The 19,512-nt window shown below is 68.3% G+C and carries 16 protein-coding genes; 9 read left to right on the top strand and 7 right to left on the bottom strand.

Translation table 11 applies throughout. The features are described from left to right. The first annotated feature begins 54 nt into the window (after positions 1-54). Together C6P64_RS15075 and C6P64_RS15070 are read left to right on the top strand one after the other, a co-directional pair. Complete coding sequence (locus C6P64_RS15075; RefSeq protein ID WP_105749379.1) at positions 55-1,836, top strand: acyl-CoA dehydrogenase; 1,782 nt, start codon at positions 55-57, stop codon at positions 1,834-1,836. Positions 1,837-2,438: 602 nt separating this feature from the next. Further along, positions 2,439-3,782: an NAD(P)-binding domain-containing protein gene (locus tag C6P64_RS15070; protein ID WP_105749378.1), complete on the top strand. Its 1,344-nt coding sequence runs from the start codon at positions 2,439-2,441 to the stop codon at positions 3,780-3,782. Between the two features lie 323 nt (positions 3,783-4,105). On the opposite strand, the gene C6P64_RS15065 is transcribed toward C6P64_RS15070, so the two are convergent. The 6 genes from C6P64_RS15065 to C6P64_RS15040 all read right to left on the bottom strand — a co-directional run bounded on the left by C6P64_RS15065 (position 4,106) and on the right by C6P64_RS15040 (position 12,031). After that, positions 4,106-6,481, bottom strand: coding sequence for a trimethylamine N-oxide demethylase (locus C6P64_RS15065; RefSeq protein ID WP_105749377.1), 2,376 nt, complete (start codon positions 6,479-6,481; stop codon positions 4,106-4,108). After that, positions 6,481-6,819 carry a P-II family nitrogen regulator gene (locus tag C6P64_RS15060; RefSeq protein ID WP_105749376.1) on the bottom strand — a complete coding sequence of 113 codons (339 nt, stop codon included), beginning with the start codon at positions 6,817-6,819 and terminating at the stop codon, positions 6,481-6,483. Before C6P64_RS15060 ends, C6P64_RS15065 begins: the two co-directional genes overlap by 1 nt. A gap of 49 nt (positions 6,820-6,868) precedes the next feature. Next, positions 6,869-8,179 (bottom strand): ammonium transporter, encoded by a 1,311-nt coding sequence (locus tag C6P64_RS15055; RefSeq protein WP_211296863.1) that lies wholly within the window; start codon positions 8,177-8,179, stop codon positions 6,869-6,871. A 306-nt stretch (positions 8,180-8,485) separates the two neighbouring features. Then, entirely contained in the window at positions 8,486-10,168 is a 1,683-nt protein-coding gene (locus C6P64_RS15050; RefSeq protein WP_105749374.1) for an electron transfer flavoprotein-ubiquinone oxidoreductase, read from the bottom strand. 34 nt (positions 10,169-10,202) lie between these two features. Next, on the bottom strand, positions 10,203-11,012 hold the full coding sequence (hutG, locus tag C6P64_RS15045; RefSeq protein ID WP_105749373.1) for an N-formylglutamate deformylase: 810 nt from the start codon (positions 11,010-11,012) through the stop codon (positions 10,203-10,205). After that, entirely contained in the window at positions 11,009-12,031 is a 1,023-nt protein-coding gene (locus C6P64_RS15040; RefSeq protein WP_105749372.1) for a LysR family transcriptional regulator, read from the bottom strand. Before C6P64_RS15040 ends, hutG begins: the two co-directional genes overlap by 4 nt. A gap of 153 nt (positions 12,032-12,184) precedes the next feature. Between C6P64_RS15040 and C6P64_RS15035 the strand changes: the two genes are divergently transcribed. Genes C6P64_RS15035 through C6P64_RS15020 form a run of 4 tightly spaced genes read left to right on the top strand, consistent with a single transcriptional unit; the run spans position 12,185 to position 15,715 of the window. Next, positions 12,185-13,369, top strand: coding sequence for an NAD(P)/FAD-dependent oxidoreductase (locus C6P64_RS15035; RefSeq protein WP_105749371.1), 1,185 nt, complete (start codon positions 12,185-12,187; stop codon positions 13,367-13,369). A gap of 19 nt (positions 13,370-13,388) precedes the next feature. Beyond that, on the top strand, positions 13,389-14,144 hold the full coding sequence (locus tag C6P64_RS15030; protein ID WP_105749370.1) for an electron transfer flavoprotein subunit beta/FixA family protein: 756 nt from the start codon (positions 13,389-13,391) through the stop codon (positions 14,142-14,144). 27 nt (positions 14,145-14,171) lie between these two features. Further along, a complete protein-coding gene (locus tag C6P64_RS15025; protein WP_105749369.1) occupies positions 14,172-15,122 on the top strand; it encodes an electron transfer flavoprotein subunit alpha/FixB family protein in 951 nt (316 codons plus the stop codon). Continuing rightward, entirely contained in the window at positions 15,119-15,715 is a 597-nt protein-coding gene (locus tag C6P64_RS15020; protein ID WP_105749368.1) for a HutD/Ves family protein, read from the top strand. Before C6P64_RS15025 ends, C6P64_RS15020 begins: the two co-directional genes overlap by 4 nt. A 21-nt stretch (positions 15,716-15,736) precedes the next feature. On the opposite strand, the gene C6P64_RS15015 is transcribed toward C6P64_RS15020, so the two are convergent. Beyond that, complete coding sequence (locus C6P64_RS15015; protein ID WP_245911751.1) at positions 15,737-16,339, bottom strand: helix-turn-helix domain-containing protein; 603 nt, start codon at positions 16,337-16,339, stop codon at positions 15,737-15,739. 170 nt (positions 16,340-16,509) lie between these two features. Here C6P64_RS15015 and glnT point away from each other — a divergent pair, with 170 nt between their 5' ends. From glnT to C6P64_RS15000, 3 genes are read left to right on the top strand one after another with little or no spacing between them, the layout of a single operon-like run. Further along, positions 16,510-17,907, top strand: coding sequence for a type III glutamate--ammonia ligase (gene glnT, locus C6P64_RS15010; RefSeq protein ID WP_211296862.1), 1,398 nt, complete (start codon positions 16,510-16,512; stop codon positions 17,905-17,907). A 10-nt stretch (positions 17,908-17,917) separates the two neighbouring features. Continuing rightward, positions 17,918-18,826: a class II glutamine amidotransferase domain-containing protein gene (locus C6P64_RS15005; protein ID WP_105749366.1), complete on the top strand. Its 909-nt coding sequence runs from the start codon at positions 17,918-17,920 to the stop codon at positions 18,824-18,826. Further along, a complete protein-coding gene (locus C6P64_RS15000) occupies positions 18,814-19,503 on the top strand; it encodes a GltB/FmdC/FwdC-like GXGXG domain-containing protein (protein WP_105749365.1) in 690 nt (229 codons plus the stop codon). Before C6P64_RS15005 ends, C6P64_RS15000 begins: the two co-directional genes overlap by 13 nt. Positions 19,504-19,512: the final 9 nt, after the last annotated feature.

Here is a 19,512-nt window from a genome sequence, read left to right as displayed (position 1 = left end):
CTGACCAAGGCGCTCTGAGCCTTTCCTCAACCCATTCATCTGGAAGTCAAGACCGTGAGCTACCAAGCCCCCATCAAAGACATGCTGTTCGTCATGCAGGACCTGGCCGGCATCAGCCAGGTCGCGGCCTTGCCCGGCTTCGAGGACTACGGCCTCGATACCGCCCAGGCCGTGCTCGACGAGTCGGCCCGCTTCTGCCAGGACATCGTCGCACCGCTGAACTGGGAAGGCGACCGCAATCCCTCCTCCTTCCAGGACGGCCAGGTCACGACCACGCCCGGCTTCAAGCAGGCCTACGAGCAGTTCATCGCCGGCGGCTGGCAGGGCGTGATCCATCCGGCCGAGTACGGCGGCCAGGGTTTCCCGAAGCTGATCGCGACCGCCTGCACCGAGATGCTGCATGCGTCGAGCCTGTCGTTCGCGCTCTGCCCGATGCTGACCGATGGCGCGATCGAGGCGCTGCTGACCGCCGCCAGCGACGAGTTGCGGCAGAAGTACGCGCCCAAGCTGATCTCGGGCCAGTGGACCGGCACCATGAACCTGACCGAGCCTCAGGCTGGCTCCGACCTGGCGGCGGTGCGTTCGCGCGCCGAGCCGCAGGCCGACGGGACCTACCGCATCTTCGGCACCAAGATCTTCATCACCTACGGCGAGCATGACCTGGCCGAGAACATCGTCCACCTGGTGCTGGCCCGACTGCCCGACGCGCCCGAAGGCGTCAAGGGCATCAGCCTGTTCGTGGTGCCCAAGTTCCTGGTCAATGCCGATGGCAGTCTGGGCGAGCGCAATGACGCGCATTGCGTCAGCATCGAGCACAAGCTCGGCATCAAGGCCAGCCCGACCGCGGTGCTGCAGTTCGGCGACCATGGCGGCGCCATCGGCGAGCTGGTCGGCGAGCCGAACCGCGGCCTCGAGTACATGTTCGTGATGATGAACGCGGCGCGCTTCGCGGTCGGCATGCAGGGCATCGCGGTGTCCGAGCGGGCCTACCAGCAGGCGCTCGGCTACGCCAAGGACCGCGTGCAGAGCCGCGACCTGGCCGGATCGGCAGGCCCGGTCGCGATCATCCAGCACCCGGACGTCAAGCGCATGCTGCTGACGATGAAGGCGCATACCGAGGCCGCGCGCGCGCTGGCCTATTGCACGGCAGCGACCAGCGACCTGGCACACCATGCCGGCGACGAGTCGGTGCGACGCGAGAACCAGGCGCTCTACGACTACCTGGTGCCTATCGTCAAGGGCCATTCGACCGAACTCTCGATCGAGCTGACCAGCCTGGGGGTGCAGATCCACGGCGGCATGGGCTTCATCGAGGAGACCGGCGCGGCCCAGCATTACCGCGACGCGCGCATCCTGACCATCTACGAGGGCACGACCGCGATCCAGGCCAATGACCTGGTGGGCCGCAAGACGGTGCGCGACGGTGGCGCGGTGGCCAAGTCGCTGTGCGCGCGCATCGCCGCGACCGAGCAGGATCTGCTGGCCCTGGGGCAGGAAGATGGCCTGGTGATGCGCGAGGCGCTGCAGCAGGGCCGTCTGGCGCTCGAGGCTACGATCGACTATCTGGTCGCGAATGCCAAGACCCAGGTCAAGCCGGTCTATGCCGGCGCGGTCAACTACCTGCGCCTGGCCGGCCTCGTGCTGGGCGGCTGGCAGATGGCGCGCGCCATGCTGGCAGCGCTCGAGCAGCGCGAGCAGGACCCGGCCTTCTTCGACGCCAAGCTGGTGACCGCACGCTTCTACGCCGAGGCGCTGCTGCCCCAGGCGCAGGCGCTGTCCGCCTCGGTGCGGACCAGTGGCGCCACGGTCGATCGGATGGCGGTCGAGCTGTTCTGATCGAGCGCCGCCAGCCGCAGCCGGCACCCGCACGCCCACCGGCGGCTGGTGCGTGAAGGCTGCGGCGCCTGGCGGCCCAGCCAGCCGCAGCAGGGCCCCGCGCCCCTGGCCCGCGCAGGGCCAGTTCTCCAGCCCGCACCAGAGCCAGCCGTCACTTGATGTGACGCCGCCTGGCTCGCGCCTGCCGTTCGTGCGCCAGGCGTCTCTTCTCCCTCTCTCTCCCAAGATCCGAATCCCGGCCCTGGCGACACCGCCTGCCTGAGGCAATGCCGATCGCCTGCAGGTTGTTGCGCCGCCCAGGTGATCCGGTGGTGGCCCGTGCCGTTCCAGCCGCTCCAGCCGTCACTGCCGCTGAGGCAGCGCCCGTTGCGCGCCCGTCCCAGCCAGGGGGCGGTGCCCATGCACCGGCCTCGTCCAATCTCCCGTTCACGCACCGGCATCGCACGGCATCGTGCGTCTTTTCTCACCCTTTTGGCGCAGGAAAGCCCCATTTCCTGCGTCTAGATAGTTCTATCGTCCTGCTCGAGCTGGCATGTCTTATGCTTCATATGGGGAATCAAAGTTTCACTGTGTTTAACCATGTCATCGATAGGAGTACTTGCATGAACAAGCGTGTTGCCATCATTGGCGCAGGCCCCAGCGGCTTGGCGCAACTGCGGGCTTTCCAGTCTGCCCAGGCCCAGGGAGCCGAGATTCCGGAGCTGGTGTGCTTCGAGAAGCAGTCCGACTGGGGGGGCATGTGGAACTACACCTGGCGCACCGGCCTCGACGAGCATGGCGAGCCGGTGCATGGCAGCATGTACCGTTACCTGTGGTCGAACGGCCCGAAGGAATGCCTGGAATTCGCCGACTACACCTTCGACGAGCATTTCGGCCGTCCGATGGCGTCCTACCCGCCGCGCGAGGTGCTGTGGGACTACATCAAGGGCCGGGTCGAGAAGGCCGGCGTGCGCAAGCACATCCGCTTCAACACGGTCGCGCGCGACGTGAGCTTCGACGAGAGCACCCGCCAGTTCACCGTCACCGTGCACAGCTATGACCAGGACCTGACCTATTCGGAGCAGTTCGACTGGGTGGTGGTCGCCAGCGGGCATTTCTCGACGCCGAACGTGCCCTATTTCCCGGGCTTCGAGACCTTCGGTGGCCGCGTGCTGCACGCGCATGACTTCCGCGACGCGCTCGAGTTCAAGGACAAGGACGTGCTGGTGGTCGGCGCGAGCTACTCGGCCGAGGACATCGGCTCCCAATGCTGGAAGTACGGTGCGCGCTCGATCACGAGCTGCTACCGCAGCAGCCCGATGGGCTACAAGTGGCCGGCCAACTGGGAGGAGAAGCCGCAGCTGCTCAAGGTCGAGGGCAACACCGCGCATTTCGCCGACGGCAGCAGCAAGCACATCGACGCCATCATCCTGTGCACTGGCTACAAGCACCATTTCCCCTTCCTGCCGGAAGAACTGCGCCTGAAGACCAGCAACCGGCTCTGGCCGCTGAACCTGTACAAGGGCGTGTTCTGGGAGGACAACCCGCAGCTGGTCTACCTGGGCATGCAGGACCAGTGGTACAGCTTCAACATGTTCGATGCCCAGGCCTGGTATGCGCGCGACGTCATCCTCGGCCGCATCCCGCTGCCCGCGCAAGACGTGATGCACGCGGAGAACCTGGCGTGGCGCGAGGAGGAACTGGCGCTCGAGGACGCGCAGCAGATGTTCGAATTCCAGGGCAAGTACATCGGCCAGCTGATCGATGCCACCGACTACCCGAGCTTCGACATTGCCGCCGTCAACAAGACCTTCCTCGAATGGAAGAAGGACAAGTACGAGGACATCATGGGCTATCGCAACAAGTGCTATCCCTCGTTGATGACCGGCACCATGGCGACGCCACACCACACGCCGTGGCAGGAGGCGCTGGACGATTCGCTGGAAAACTACCTCGCGCAACCTTGATCGGGTCGTGCTGACCTGAGCCGGCCCGGGGCGCGAACTGCGCCCCGGGCTTTTTTCATCCCGGCTGCAGGCGGCGGCATGGAGAGAGCGGGGAGAGCCGGGCGTGCCCCAGCGCGACCAAGATCGGACGCCAGACGCCAGACGCCAGACGCCAGACGCCAGCCGAGCGGGCACGGCCCGTGGCTCTGGTGTCGTCCAGGAACCAGGGCCGCAGTCGCTTGAGCTGGGGGATCGGGATGACGGGTCTCGGGCGTCTGGGGCGACGCGCCCGTCGAATGATGCGCCCCCCGGCCGGCTGCGCCGGGCAGCGGCCAGGGCGGTGCTCAGGCGCGCACGCGGCTCTTGTCGGGATCGTAGAAGATCGGGGCGCTCACGGCAGCGGGCAGGCGCTTCTGGTGTCCGTCGAGCTTGCCGATCTCGACCCGGGTGCCGGGCGTCGCGTGGGACACGCTCAGGTGGCACAGCGCGATGTTCTGTCCGGTCAGCGGCGAGCGGGTGGCGCTGGTGACCACGCCGACCTGGGCATGGCCGATGTAGACGCCGTCGCCGTGCGCCGCCATTTCATTGCCATCGAGCAGCAGGCCCATCAGCTTGCGTTGCGGGTGTGCGCTGCGCTCGAGCAGCGCCGCGCGGCCGATGAAGTCGTCGCTCTTGCTCTTGAGCGGCACGCAGAAGCCGATGCCAGCTTCGAAGGGATCGGTCTGGTCGCAGAACTCGTGGCCAGCGAACACCAGGCCGGCCTCGATGCGCAGGGTATCGAGCGCGTCAAGGCCCAGCGGCGCGAGGCCGAGCGGCTGGCCCAGTTCCCACAGCCGGGCCCAGACGCGCGGCGCGTCGCTCGGGTGGCACCAGACCTCGTAGCCGAGTTCGCCGGTGTAGCCGGTGCGCGAGACCATCAGCGGGCAGCCGTTGTGATCGTCGAGGCGGCCGACCAGGAAGCGGAACCAGCCCAGGTTCTCCAGCGCCGGCTGCGTGCCGGGCGACCAGACCAGTTGGCGCAGCAGCTCGCGCGCCCGCGGGCCCTGCACCGCGACGTTGTGGATCTGGTCGCTGGCCGACTTGACCCAGACCTTCATGCCGAGCTGCTCGGCCTGCTCGCGCAGCCAGATGCCGCTGTAGTCCTCGCCGCAGATCCAGCGGAAGTTGTCCGGTCCCAGCCGCAGCAGGGTGCCGTCGTCGAGCATGCCGCCGTGCGGATAGCACATGGCCGAATACACCACCTGGCCGACCGCCAGCTTCTTGACGTCGCGCGTCAGGCAGTACTGCAGCAGGGCTTCGGCATCGGGGCCGATGATCTCGAACTTGCGCAGCGCCGACAGGTCCATCAGCGCGACCTGCTCGCGGCAGGCCTGGTATTCGGCCACCGCACCGTAGCCGTCGTAGCGCATCGGCGTCCACCAGCCGCGGTAGTCGCCGAACTGCCGCGTGAGCGCCGAGGTGGCGCCGTGGAAGCCGCTTTCGCGGGTCATGGTGGGTTCGGCGTCGGGGGTGGGTCGGTGGGCAAGTGCCATGCTGAAGCGCTCCTGGGCGGCGTAGAGGCGGACGTGGATGTCGGTCGGCATCCAGCCGTTGGCGGGGTCGATGTCGTCCGGACAAGAGGTGTTGGCGCAGACCAGGTCGTCGAGCGCGCGCAGCAGCACATGGTCACCCGGCCTGGACCAGGGTTCGTCCATGGTCAGCTGGTCGTGCGCATCGACGCCGGTGTTGTAGAAGAAATTGATCGCGGGCCAACCCGGCCGCGCGCGCACGCCGTAGGGCGCCAGCTCGCGCGAGAGGTTGTCGCTGCAATTGGCATGGCCGAAGTAGCCCATGCCTTCGTAGTAGCGCGCCGCGCAGGCCAGGCCGAAGGTGTCGTGCCGGCCTACGGTGTCCTGCACCAGCTCGAGCATGGGCTGCATCTCGCGATCGAAGAAGCGCGAGTGCAGGCCAGGCCCCGGGTAGGCGCGTCCGCCGAGCGTGCGCGTGACCGTGGGATCGAGCTCTTGCTCGATGCCGCGCTCGAGCGCCTGCCGGTTGAAGGCCACGAAGTCGGAGCACTGGCGCCCGGCGACATCGATGATCTGGATGTACTGGCCCTTGGCGACGGTGTAGCTGCGCGCCGTGCCCGGCGCGATGGTGAACTCGTCGACCACCTCGCCCAGCGGCTCGGGCAGCGGTGGGGCAGCGAGGACATCGCGGCCGTGGCGCTGCACCTGCAGGGCCAGTGGCGTCGGGGCGTTCTGCTCGTGCACCTGGCTGTCCTGGCCCGGTGCCGCCACCAGCACCAGCAGCTCGGCGCTCGCGGTGCAGCGTTGCCGCTGCCCCGCCGGGCCGTCGCCGGCCCAGAGCTGGCAGGCGTCGGGTAGTTGCTCAAGGTCCACGCCGTGGCGCCGCAGCCCGGCTTGCAGCATGCGCAGCTCGGGCCGCTGGCGCTGCAGCAGGCTGGCCAAGCCGCTGGCCCCGGGCGATGCCTGCAGGCCGAGCGCCGGCAGGGCGGCGCGCCCCTCGGCATCCCATGCCATCAGCTCGCAGGCCTGCAGGCCCTCGGGGTCGATCACTTCCAGTGCATCGCCCGCGGCCAGCCGCACGACTGTCGCGCCGCCGCCGCTCACGCGGTAGCGCTCCAGCGTCGGCGTGCGGCGCGACAGCGCGGGTTCGCGCACATGGGTCGCCACCGGGGCGCGTGCCGCCACGGGCGCGGCATCGTCGGGGCTGCTCATCACAGCGCCTCGACGCCGTTTTCGCCGGTGCGGATGCGTACCACCTGCTCCAGGGCCGTGACGAAGATCTTGCCGTCGCCGATCTTGCCGGTGCGCGCGGACTGCTCGATCGCCTCGATCACCAGCGCCACGCGCTCGTCGGCCACCGCGGCCTCGATCTTGATCTTGGGCAGGAAGTCCACGATGTATTCCGCGCCGCGGTACAGCTCGGTGTGGCCCTTCTGGCGCCCGAAGCCCTTGACCTCGGTGACCGTGATGCCCTGCGTGCCCATGTCCGAGAGCGCCTGGCGCACCTCGTCGAGCTTGAAGGGTTTGATGATGGCAGTGACAAGTTTCATGTTGAACCTCGAAGCAGGAAGGGAAGCGGTTGGGTGACGACGCGCTGGCTCAGAGCTTGTAGCCCGGCTCGCCGTGCGAAGTCAGGTCCAGGCCCTCGATCTCGTCGTCCGCAGGCACGCGCAGGCCGCCGCAGAGCCAGCCGGCGAGCTTGAACGCGATGAAGCTGCTGATGGCGGAATACAGGATGCTGAAGCCGATCACGCCGACCTGCACCGACATCTGCGAGGCCAGGTCGCGTCCCTCGGCGAAGCCCAGGCCGCCGAGGGCGGGCAGGGCGAACAGTGGCGTCAGCAGGCCGCCGGCGATGCCGCCGACGCCATGCACCCCGAACACGTCGAAGGAGTCGTCCAGGCCGATCATGGGCTTGAGCTTTTCCACGGCCCAGATGCAGATCGGCGAGACGATCAGGCCGATCACGATCGCGCCCATCGGGCCGACGAAGCCGCAGGCCGGCGTGATGGCCACCAGGCCGGCGATCGCACCCGAAACCGCACCCAGCATGCTGGGCTTGCCGCGGTGCAGCCACTCGATCAGCATCCAAGACACCGTGCCGGCTGCAGCAGCCAGCATGGTGTTGACCACCACCAGCATCGCGAAGCCGTTGGCGAGCAGGGCGCAGCCACCGCAGAAGCCGAGCCAGCCGACCCAGAGCAGCGAGCCGCCGGTCATGGTCATGGTCATGTTGTGCGGCGACATGGCCGAGGTGCCGACACCCTTGCGGGCGCCGACCAGCCAGGCCCCGACCAGCGCGGCGATGCCCACGTTCACGTGCACCACGTTGCCGCCGGCGAAGTCCTGTGCGCCGAGCGCGAACACCCAGCCACCGCCCCAGCCCATGTGGGCCATCGGCACGTAGTTGATCGTGAACCAGATCGCCATGAAGACCAGCACGGCGGCGAACTTGATGCGCTCGGCGAACGCTCCCACGATGATGGTGGGCGTGATGGCCGCGAACAGCAGCATGAACAGGAAGTAGAGCAGCTCGGGGATGCTGCCTTGCAGCGAGTCCTGGGTCACGCCGCGCATGAAGACCTTGTCCAGCCCGCCGATCACGGACTGCAGCGAGCCGCCATCGGTGAAGGTCAGGGTATAGCCGTAGAGCGCCCACAGCACCATGATCAGCGACGAGACCGTGAAGACCTGCATCAGGATGGACAGCACGTTCTTGGTCCGGGCCAGGCCGCCGTAGAACAGCGCCAGTCCGGGAATCGTCATCAGCCAGACCACCAGGCTGCAGACAAAGATGAAGGCCGTGTCGCCCGTGTTGAGCGTCGGCGCGGCGGCCTGGGCCCAGAGGGATGAGGTCGAGAGGGTGAGGCAGGCCGGAATGATCCAGCGCAGGGAGTGGAACGTTTTCAAGGGGAGCTCCATAGGGCGGTTGTGGACGGTCTCAAGCGTGCAAGGAATGTGCCAAAGTTTCCCTTGGTTAATATTGGATTCACTGCAAGAAACTGGTGCGCAGAATGCTGCAAATCCAGGCTATGCACCGCCATCGCGCGGCAACTTGCGCCTTTCTTCACCTTTTTGGCGCGGCGCTCGGTGCCGCCCCGATTCCGCCCGGGCCTGGAAGGCCGAAGGCCGCCCTCGGGCGGCCTTGCTGGGGCGCATGCCGCACCGGGAGCGCGCTTGCGGCTGCAAGTCGCGCCCCCGGCGCGGGCTGCCGGCTCACATGCCGGCGTAGTTGGGGCCGCCGCCGCCCTCGGGCGTGACCCAGACGATGTTCTGCGTCGGGTCCTTGATGTCGCAGGTCTTGCAGTGCACGCAGTTCTGCGCGTTGATCACCAGCTGGTCCGCGCCGTCCTTGTTGACGAACTCGTAGACGCCGGCCGGGCAGTAGCGGCTCTCGGGACCGGCGAACCTGGCCAGGTTGACCTTGACCGGCACGCTGGCGTCCTTCAGCGTCAGGTGCGCCGGCTGGTTCTCCTCGTGGTTGGTGTTGCTGATGAATACCGAGCTCAGGCGGTCGAAGCTCAGCTTGCCGTCGGGCTTGGGATAGTCGATCTTGCGGCTTTCGGCCGCCGGGCGCAGCTTGCCGTGGTCCTTGACCCGGTTGTGCAGGGTCCAGGGCGGCTGGGCCACGCCAACCCTGGGCAGCAGCCAGTGCTCGATGCCGGTCATGAGCTTGCCCAGCAGCGGGCTCTTCTTGAACCAGTTCTTGAAGTTGCGGTAGGTCCAGAGTTCCTCGTGCAGCCAGCTGGCCTTGAAGCGGGTCTCGAAACCGGTCAGTTCATCGCTGCTGCGACCGGCGCTCAAGGCCTCGAACGCCGCCTCGGCGCACAGCATGCCGCTCTTGATCGCGGCGTGGCTGCCCTTGATGCGCGCGGCGTTCAGGTAGCCCGCGTCGCAGCCGACCAGCGCGCCGCCCGGGAACACGGTCCGGGGCAGGGCCTGGGGCGTGCCGTTGTTGAGCGCGCGCGCGCCATAGCCCAGGCGCTTGCCGCCCTCGATATGGGCCCTGATGCTCGGGTGGGTCTTCCAGCGCTGCATTTCCTCGAACGGCGACAGCCAGGGGTTCTGGTAGTCCAGGCCGACGACGTAGCCCAGCGTGACCTTGTTGCCTTCGAGGTGATAGAGGAAGCCGCCGCCGAAGGCCTCGTCGTTCAGCGGCCAGCCGGCGGTGTGCAGCACCAGGCCGGGCCTGGCCTGCTCGGCCGGGATCTCCCACAGTTCCTTGATGCCGATGGCAAAGGTCTGCGCGTCCCGGCCTTCGTCGAGCCGATAGCGCGCGATCAGCTGCTTGCCCAGGTGGCCGCGCGCGCCTTCGGCGAACACGGTGTACCTGGCGTGCAGTTCCATGCCGAGCTGGAAGGCCTCGGTCGGCTCGCCGTCCTTGCCCAGGCCCAGGTTGCCGGTGGCCACGCCCTTGACCGAGCCATCCTCGTGGTACAGCAGCTCGGCGGCGGCAAAGCCCGGGAAGATCTCGACCCCCAGCGCTTCGGCCTGTTCGGCCAGCCAGCGCGTGACGGCGCCCAGGCTGATGACGTAGCAGCCGTGGTTGTCGAAGTTGCGCGGCATCAGCCAGCCGGGGGTGCGCCGGGTGCCGGTTTCGCTGAGCAGCAGCAGCTCGTCGCCGGTCACGGGCTGGTGCAGCGGGGCGCCGAGTGCCTGCCAGTCCGGGAACAGCTCGGCCAGGGCCTTCGGGTCCATGACCGCGCCGCTCAGGATATGGGCACCGGGTTCCGAGCCTTTTTCCAGCACGCAGACGCTGACTTCGCTGCCCTGCTGGGCGGCCAGCTGCTTGAGGCGGATCGCGGTCGCCAGGCCGGCGGGGCCGGCGCCGACGACCACCAGGTCGTATTCCATCGCTTCGCGCGGGCCGTAGCGGCCGAGGAGGTCTTCTGGGCTCATGGGGACTGATCGGATAGGAGAGGGGGCGGGCGGGTCAGGCAGTCAGGCGGTCGAGCTCGCTCAGCGCGGTCAGCAGCATCTTCTGCAGCAGCGGCTGGACCGAGGTGGCCTTGTATTCCAGGTAGCTGAACGGTGGGTCCTCGAGCATGTAGAGGTCCTGCCCCATCTCGAGCTGGATCGCGTGCACCCGGTCGGCGGGCGAGCCGTAGTGGCGCGTGATGTAGCCGCCCTTGAAGCGGCCATTGACCACATGGCTGAATCCGCTGCCGCCGACCTCGGCGACCACGCGCTCGATGATGGCCGGGGCGCAGCTGCGGCCGTCGGCGGTGCCGAAGTTCAGGTCGGGCAGCTTGCCCTCGAACAGCCGCGGCAGCATGCTGGCGATGGAGTGGGCATCCCACAGCAGCACCGCGCCGTGCTGCGCCTTGAGCCGGTCGAGCTCGGTCCGCAGCGCGTCGTGGTAGGGCCGCCAGTAGCGCGCCAGGCGATCGGCCTGCTGCGCCGCGTCGGGGGCCTGTGCCTGTTCATAGAGCGGTTCGCCGCGGAAGGTCTCGGTCGGGCACAGGCCGGTGGTGGTCTGGCCGGGGTAGAGGCTCTCGCCGCCGGGCGGTCGGTTCAGGTCGATCACGTAGCGCGAGACCTTGGCCTGCAGCACCGAGGCGCCCAGGCCGGCGGCAAACCCGTAGAGCCGGTCGAGGTGCCAGTCGGTGTCCTGCTTGATCGGCGCGCTGTCGCTCATGCCGGCGGCGAACTCGGGCGGCAGCTCGGTGCCCAGGTGCGGGATCGAGATCAACAGCGGCAGGCGGCCCTGCTGCAGGGTGTAGGTGGGGGTGTCTAGGGTCATGGCGTCTCTTCTTGGGGGCAGAACAGGGCGTCCGGCGGCAGGCCGGGCATGGAACGGTGGATGGCGGTGCTCGTGTCCTGGCGGATCACGTCGCGCGTGACGCGGGCGATATGCTCGTCCAGGCCGGCCCATTCGTCCTCGCGCGAGAGCAGGAAGAAATGGCGCTGGCCGAGCCGGGTGGCGGGAATCGGGAGCACGACCACCTCGTCGAGGTACTGGCGCGACTGCCACAGGCACAGCGGCGTCGAGAGCGCCCAGCCCAGGCCCGAGGCCACCAGGCTGAGCAACGGGTCGGTGGCGTCGAACTCGTAGCTGCGCGGCGCCTGCACGCCGATATGGCGCAGGAAGCGCTCGATCTGCTGGCCGATCACCGAGCGCTGGCTGTAGCGGATCAGCGGCAGCGCGCCGGGCAGGGCCGACAGCTCGCGCGCCGCTGCCAGGGCTCTGACCGGATGGGCCTTCGGGAACACCGCGACCCAGGATTCGGAGAACAGCAGGCGCTGCACGATGCGCGGGTCATCGATGGCCGAGTCGGTGCAGATCGCGAAATCGAGCTCGCGTCCGCGCAGTTGCTCGGTCAGCGTGGGCGTCAGGCCCGACCACATCAGGATCTGCTGTGCCGAGCCCGACAGCGCGCGGATCAGCCGCGGGCCCACGGTGGCCGCGAACGAATCGACGCAGCCCAGGTGGATCTGTGTGTGTTGCTGGCGCGCGCTCGCGCGCACCTGCTCGACCAGCACCCGGGCCTGGCCGAGCAGGCGGGTGGCGCGCTCGCGCAGCACGCGACCGGCGTGGGTCGCGACGGCGGGACGCACCTCGCGGTCGAGCAGCTGCAGGCCGAGTTCGGTCTCCAGCGTCTTGATCGACTGGCTGACCGCGCTCTGGCTCAGGCCCAGCTGCTGCGCGGCCAGCGCCATCGATCCCGCGTCGCAGACGGCGACAAAGGCCTCGAGCAGCTGCAGGTCGGGCAGCTGGCGCGAACGGCGGGATGGACGGGCAGCAGGGGTACTGGGCGACATGGTGGCTCGATGGTAGGGGGGAGGGCCGGCAGTCGCCGGAGCATTCGAAAAACCAAAACATAGCATCAGATTTGCTTCAGTTGTCAGGCGGCCGGCCAGTGGCTCCTAAGCTTGACTCCATTGCCAACCCCCAAGCCCAGAAAGGTTTCCCCCATGCAGAGTTATGACGCCATCGTGATCGGTGCCGGCGTGATCGGAAGTTCGGTCGCTTACCACCTCGCGCGCCTAGGGGCCGCCCGGGTCCTGGTGCTGGACCGGCTGCAGATCGGCTCGGGCACCAGCACCCAGTCCTCGGGCATCCTGCGCACCCACTATTCGGTGATCGAGAACGTGGAGCTGGCCAAGCACTCCTGGTCGGTGTTCAACGACTTCTCCGGCTACCTTGGCGACGAGGAAGCCTCGGCCGGCCTGGTCAAGTGCGGCTACCTGATCTGCGCGCCCGACGGCCCCAAGCTCGAGCCCCTGCGTGAGGCCTTGGCCGGCCAGGAGCGCATGGGCGTCGAGGTGCGCCTGCTCGACCAGGCCGCCGCGCGCGAGCTGCTGCCGATCGCCCAGTTCGACGATGCGGCGCTGATCGGCTACGAGCCCGAGGCCGGCTTTGCCGATGCCTATCTGGTGGCCACCGGCTTTGCCCGCGCCGCACGCCGCCTGGGCGTGAAGATCATGGAGGGCGTCAATGTCGAGCGCCTGCTGATGGAGAACGGCCGCGTGGTCGGCGTCGAGACCAACCAGGGCAGCTTCCGCAGCCAGACCGTGATCAGCACCCAGAACATCTGGGCCGGCGACATCGAGCGCTGGACCGGTGTCCCGACCCCGGTCAAGGCCGAGCGCCATGCCGTGCTCGCGCTCGAGGGCCCCGAGGCCTACAGCTTCAAGATGCCGGTGTTCAAGGACCTGGGCTCGCCGGGCATGCTGTACTGCCGCAGCTACGGCGGCAACCAGATGCTGGTCAGCGAAGGCACGGTGGGCGAGACCCTGGCGCTGCCCGACAACGAGCAGGGCGACATCTCGATGGACTATGTGGTCGAGGTCGGCGGCCAGGTGGCCGAGCGCTTCCCCTCGTTCGGCGAGGCCGGGCTGGCTTCCTCCTGGACCGGCGTCTACGACGTCACGCCCGACTGGAACCCGGTGCTCGGCCGCCTGCCCGACGTGCCCGGCCTGGTGGTGGGCTACGGCTTCTCGGGTCATGGCTTCAAGCTCTCGCCCGGCGTCGGCCTGGTGCTGGCCCAGGAAGCGCTGGGCCTGCCGACCGAGGTCTCGCTCGCGCCCTACGCGCACGAGCGTTTCCGCAGCGGCCAGTTGCTCTCCGGCCGCTACGGCCTGGGCGCGGTGTCCTGAACCGCAGAGGGAGATGGACATGCACATACTGGTACCTGTCAAGCGCGTGGTCGACTACAACGTCAAGGTGCGCGTGCGCAGCGACGGCTCCGGGGTCGACACCGCCGGCCTCAAGATGTCGCTCAACCCCTTCGACGAGGTTGCCGTGGAGCAGGCCGTGCGCCTGCGCCAGGCCGGCCAGGCGAGCCGGGTCACGGTGGTCGGCTGCGGCGCCCCGGTGGCGCAGGACGTGCTGCGCACGGCGCTGGCCATGGGGGCGGATGCGGCGATCCTGCTCGATCCGGGCAGCAGCGAGGCTGATGCCCCGGCGCTGGCCGAGGCGCTGAGCCAGCTGGTGCAGCGCGAAGGGGTGGACCTGGTGCTGTGCGGCAAGCAGGCGATCGACGACGACCTGGGCGACCTGGCGCCGATGCTCGCCGCGCGCCTCGACTGGCCGCAGGCGATGTCGGTCAACCGGCTGGAAGCGGTCGATGGCGGACTGCGGGTCCACTGCGACGGCGACCTGGGCCTGGAGCAGTGGCGCCTGCCGCTGCCCGCCGTGCTCGGCGTCGACCTGCGCCTGTGCGACCCGCGCGCGATCAGCCTGCCCAACATGATGAAGGCGAAGAAGGCGCCGATCACGACGCTGGCGCTGGGCGAGCTCGCGGCCGAGCAGGCTGCCCGCTTCCGCATCGTCCGCTGCGCCACGCCACCGGCGCGCGCCGCCGGCGTGCGCGTCGACGGCATCGCGCCGCTGCTCGACCGCTTGCGCGGCCTGCCCGCGTTCGGCGCCTGACCCTGTCATCCTGAAAGCTTCCCCACCATGACCACCCTCGTCATCGCTGAACACGACGGCACCCAGCTCGATCCTTCCACCCTGAACCTGCTGGGCGCGGCCTTGCAGATCGGCGCCCCGGTGCATCTGCTGCTGCTGGGGCAGGGCGCTGCAGCAGTCGCCCAGGCCGCAGCCACGCTGGCCGGCGTCTCGCAGGTGCTGCTGGCGCCGCATCCGCAGTGGGACCAGCCTTCGGCCGAGACCCTGGCGCTGCAGCTCGAGGCGCTGATGCCCGACTACGACATCCTGCTGGCCGCGCACCGCATGCTGTACCGCGGCGCCCTGCCGCGCGCCGCGGCCCGCCTGCAGGCGGCCTACCTGAGCGATGTGGTGGCGATCGAGGCCGGCCCCCGCTTCCTGCGCCCCTTGTACGCCGGCAGCGTGCTGGCCTGCGTCGAGGCCCAGGCCGCCAAGACGCTGCTGACCCTGCGCCCCGCGGCCCATGCCCCGGCCGCCGGCATGCAGCCGGCCTGCCCCGTGCTGACGCTGGACTCGGTCAGCGCCGATGGCCGCAGCCAGCTCGAGAGCCGCGAGGCCATGGACAGCGGTCGCCCCGACCTGAGCCGCGCCCGCGTGGTGGTGGCGGCCGGGCGCGGCGTCGGCGCGCGCGAGCACATGGCCCTGGTCGAGCAGCTGGCCGACCACCTGGGGGCCGCCGTCGGGGCCTCGCGCGCGGCGGTCGATGCCGGCTTCGCGCCGAACGCCATCCAGGTCGGCCAGACCGGCAAGACCGTGGCGCCCGATGTCTATTTCGCCTTCGGCATCTCGGGTGCCATCCAGCACCTGGCCGGCATCAAGGACGCCGGCGTGATCGTGGCCGTCAACAAGGACCCCGACGCGCCGATCTTCTCGGTCGCCGATGTGGGCCTGGTCGGCGACCTGTTCGAGGTCCTGCCCGCGCTCAGCGCTGGCCTGCCGCGCGCGGCGACTGGCGCATGAGCGGCAGTTCGTTGCTGTCGCGGCCGCCCGTGCTGCGCCGCTTTGCCATCGAGACCTTGCCGCGCGAGGCCTGGAAGAACGGTGGCGGCTGGACACGCACGGTCGCCAGCCGCGAGCAGCAGGGCCGCTTGCGCTGGCGCGTCAGCGTGGCCGACATCGGCGCGGCCGGGCCGTTCTCGCGTTTCGAGGGCATGGACCGCACCGCCGTCATGGTCCAGGGCGGCGCACTGGGCCTGATCGGCCAGCACCAGGCCTGGCGCTTCGACGGGCCGGGTTCCTACGCGCAGTTTCCCGGCGAGCTGGACCTGCAGTGCGAGGCTCCGCAGCAGCCGACCCAGCTGTGGAACGTGATGGTGCAGCGCGGCCAGGCCCAGGCCGATCTGCTGATCGCCGACGAGGATACGGTATCGCTGCCGTCTGCGCCCGATCTGCTGGCGCTGGTCCTGCGCGGTCGATTCGAGCTGGCCCTGCCCGGGGCCGAGCCGCTGCTGCTGCTGCCCGGCGAAGGCCTGCAGCTGCAGGACCTGGCGACACCAGGCTCCCTGGTCGCTCGCGCAGCGGACAGCCTGCTGCTGCTCACGGTCCTGCGCTGACCGCCGCGCGCGGTCCGCGCGCTACTCCGCGCCGCGCGGATAGACGATGAAGGACAGGAACTTGATCGGGAACTTCAGCAGTTTCTCGGGGCCATGGGCCACCTCGCCCTGGAAGGTCAGCGAGTCGCCGGGCTCGAGCAGATAGGTATCCGGCCCGCAGCGGTATTCCAGCTTGCCCTCGAGCATGTAGAGCAGCTCGGTGCCCGGGTGCTGGAAGGTGGGGTACTGCTCCGTGTCGTCTTCCATCGTGATCAGGAAGGGCTCGAACAGCTTGACCGGGCCCTGGTCATAGGCGAGCAGGTGGTAGGTATGCCCGCTTTTGGTGCCACGACGCACCACCTCCATGCCCTTGCCCTTCTTGATGTGCTGCGCGGTGCTCGCCGACACGTCGTACTTGCTGAAAAGCATCGACATCGAGACCCCCAGCGCCCGCGCGATGCGCGCCAGTGTCTCCATGCCGGCCGCCGTCTGCCCGTTCTCGATCTTCGAGAGCATGCCGCGGCTGATGCTGGCTTGCTCCGAGACCTGCGCAATCGTCAGTCCATGGCGCTGGCGCAGCTCCTTGATGGCCGATCCGACCGATTCCTCGATCGAGATCGCCGGCTTGTCACCCTGCTTGTTCAAAACCCGCTCCTTGTTTTTGTGGCTGGAAAAAAGTGTACGTGGCGGCAGCAAAAAAATTCCTACCGGGCACAAATGTTGCATAAGAAGAAACATGGAGTCGACCACGCACCAAGATCGACGCCATCGAGACCAGTAGCCGAACCCTGATTGCCAACCGAAGGAGTTTTCCCTTGAACACACTTGCCGCCCCATTCGCCAGCCAGCCCGATCCGGGCGGGCTGGTACTCCCGAAACGCTTCAGCAACGTCGAGGACACCCAGGCCTATCTCAAGTCCCAGGGCATTGGCTATGTGCTGGCTCAGTTCGTCGACATCCACGGCGTGGCCAAGGCCAAGTCGGTGCCGGTGGATCATTTGAACACCATCCTGACCGATGGTGCAGGCTTCGCGGGTTTTGCCATCTCCGGCATGGGGATCGAGCCGCATGGCCCGGACTTCATGGCGGTCGGCGACCTGCAGACCGTCTCGCTCGTGCCCTGGCAGCCCGGCCTGGCACGCATCATCTGCGACGGCCATGTCGAGGGCGAGCCCTGGAAGTTCGACAGCCGCGTCGTGCTCAAGCAGCAGGTCGCGCGCCTGGCCGAGCAGGGCCTGACCCTGTTCACCGGCCTGGAGCCCGAGTTCTCGCTGCTGCGCCGCGATGCCAACGGCGGCATCGTGCCGCATGACGCCAGCGACAACCTGGCCAAGCCCTGCTACGACTACAAGGGCCTGTCGCGCACCCGGCTCTTCCTCGAGAAGCTGTCCGAGGCGATGCGCGGCACCGGCATCGATGTCTACCAGATCGACCACGAGGACGCCAACGGCCAGTTCGAGCTGAACTACACCTATACCGACTGCCTGACCTCCTGCGACCACTTCGTCTTCTTCAAGATGGCGGCCAGCGAGATCGCCAACGAGCTCGGCCTGATCTGCTCCTTCATGCCCAAGCCCTTCGCCAATCGCCCGGGCAACGGCATGCACATGCACCTGTCGATCGGCGACGGCAAGCGCAACCTGTTCCAGGACAAGAGCGACCCCAGCGGCCTGGAGCTCTCGCCGATGGCCTACCAGTTCCTGGCCGGTCTGCTGCACCACGCCCCGGCACTGACCGCCCTGTGCGCACCCACCGTCAACTCCTACAAGCGCCTGGTGGTCGGCCGCTCACTGACCGGCGCCACCTGGGCCCCGGCCTACATCAGCTACGGCGACAACAACCGCTCGACCATGGTGCGCATCCCGAAGGGCCGGCTCGAGCTGCGCCTGCCCGACGGCGCCTGCAACCCCTACCTGGCGACGGCGGCCGTGATCGCGGCCGGCCTGGACGGCATCGCCAAGAAGATGGACCCGGGCACGCCGCGCAACGTCAACCTCTACCAGTGGAGCGAGGAGCAGCTCAAGGAGGCCGGCATCGGACTGCTGCCGCAGAACCTGAACGCCGCGCTCGATGCCCTGGAGGCCGACAGCGTGATCCGCGAGGCCCTGGGCCCGGTCACGGACGAGTTCCTCAAGTTCAAGCGCATGGAGTGGATCGAGTACATGCGCCATGTCTCCGAGTGGGAAGTCAAGCAGTACCTCGAATTTTTTTAAGGAAGCAATCATGTGTGGAATTGTTGGACTGTTGTTGAAGAAGCCCGAGCTCTACAGCCGGCTCGGCGAGCTCATGGTGCCGATGCTGATCGGCATGCATGACCGGGGCCCGGATTCGGCCGGCATGGCCGTCTTCGGCCAGCCGCTGCCCGAGGGTCAGCGCAAGATCAGCCTGTATTCGGGCCTGACCGAAGCCGGCGCGGCCTATGACTGGATCGGCCTGGCCGATGCCCTGAACGCGGAGCTGAAGGTCAATGCCCAGGTCCAGACCCGGGGCAACCATGCCATCTTCACCTTCGACGGCCCGGCCGATCCGGTCAAGGCCTTCGTCCATGCCTTCGAGGGCAAGCTGCACATCCTGTCGACCGGTCGCCGCATCGACCTCTACAAGGACATCGGCACGCCGGCCCAGGTCGCCGAGCGCTATGGCTTCAGCCAGCTGACCGGCAGCCACCTGGTGGGCCATACCCGCATGGCCACCGAGTCGGCCGTGACCCCGGACCGTGCCCACCCCTTCACCGCCGGCGAGGACTTCTGCCTGGTGCACAACGGCTCGCTGTCCAACCCCAACGGGGTGCGCCGCATGCTCGAGCCGCGCGGCATCAAGTTCGAGACCGACAACGACACCGAGGCCGCCTGCCGCTTCCTGGAATGGCGGCTGCGCGAGGGCGACGACCTGCACACCGCGCTGCAGAAGGCGTTCGAGGCGCTCGACGGCTTCTACACCTTCCTGATGGGCACGCCGACCGAGCTGGCGCTGATCCGCGATCCCTTCGCCTGCAAGCCCGCCGTGGTCGCCGAGACCGACGACTACGTCGCCATTGCCTCCGAATTCCGTTCGCTCGCCCACCTGCCGGGCATCGAGCACGCGACCGTCTTTGAACCCGCTCCCGAGGAGATGTACGTATGGAAAATCTGACTTTCGACCTGAGCCGCCAGAGCGTGCGCGAGCTCAACTTGCACCTGCACGGCAGTCCCGAAGCGCTGGCAGGCCAGCATGTCGAGGTGCTGCACCCCGACGGCGCGCACAACATCGCGGTCGGCATCAACGCGCCGGTCAGCGTGACCATCAAGGGCCATGCGGGCTATTACGCCGCCGGCATGAACAAGTTCGCCAACGTCACGATCGAAGGCAGCGCCAGCACCGGCGTCGCCGAGAACATGATGAGCGGCAAGGTCCATGTCAAGGGCTTCGCCTCCAACGGCGCCGGCGCCTCGGCCCATGGCGGCCTGCTGGTGATCGACGGCGATGCCGGCCTGCGCTGCGGCATCTCGCTCAAGGGCGCCGACATCGTGGTCGGTGGCTCGGTCGGCAGCTTCTCGGGCTTCATGGCCCAGGCCGGCCGCATGGTGATCTGCGGCAACGCCGGCGACGCGCTCGGCGACTCGCTGTACGAGGCCGTGATCTACGTCAGGGGCGAGATCAAGAGCCTGGGCGCCGATGCCCAGCTCGAGCCCCTGACCGATGCCGACATCACCGCGCTGACCGGGTTGCTGGCCCAGGCCGGCCTGTCCCATGCCCCGACGGACTTCAAGCGCGTGGCCTCGGCCCGCAGCCTGTACCACTGGAACGCCGACGCTGATCAGACCTACTGAGGAGTCCCC

The organism is Malikia granosa, assembly GCF_002980595.1.
GTDB lineage: Bacteria > Pseudomonadota > Gammaproteobacteria > Burkholderiales > Burkholderiaceae_C > Malikia > Malikia granosa.
This window is presented reverse-complemented; position numbering and strand designations above follow the sequence as displayed.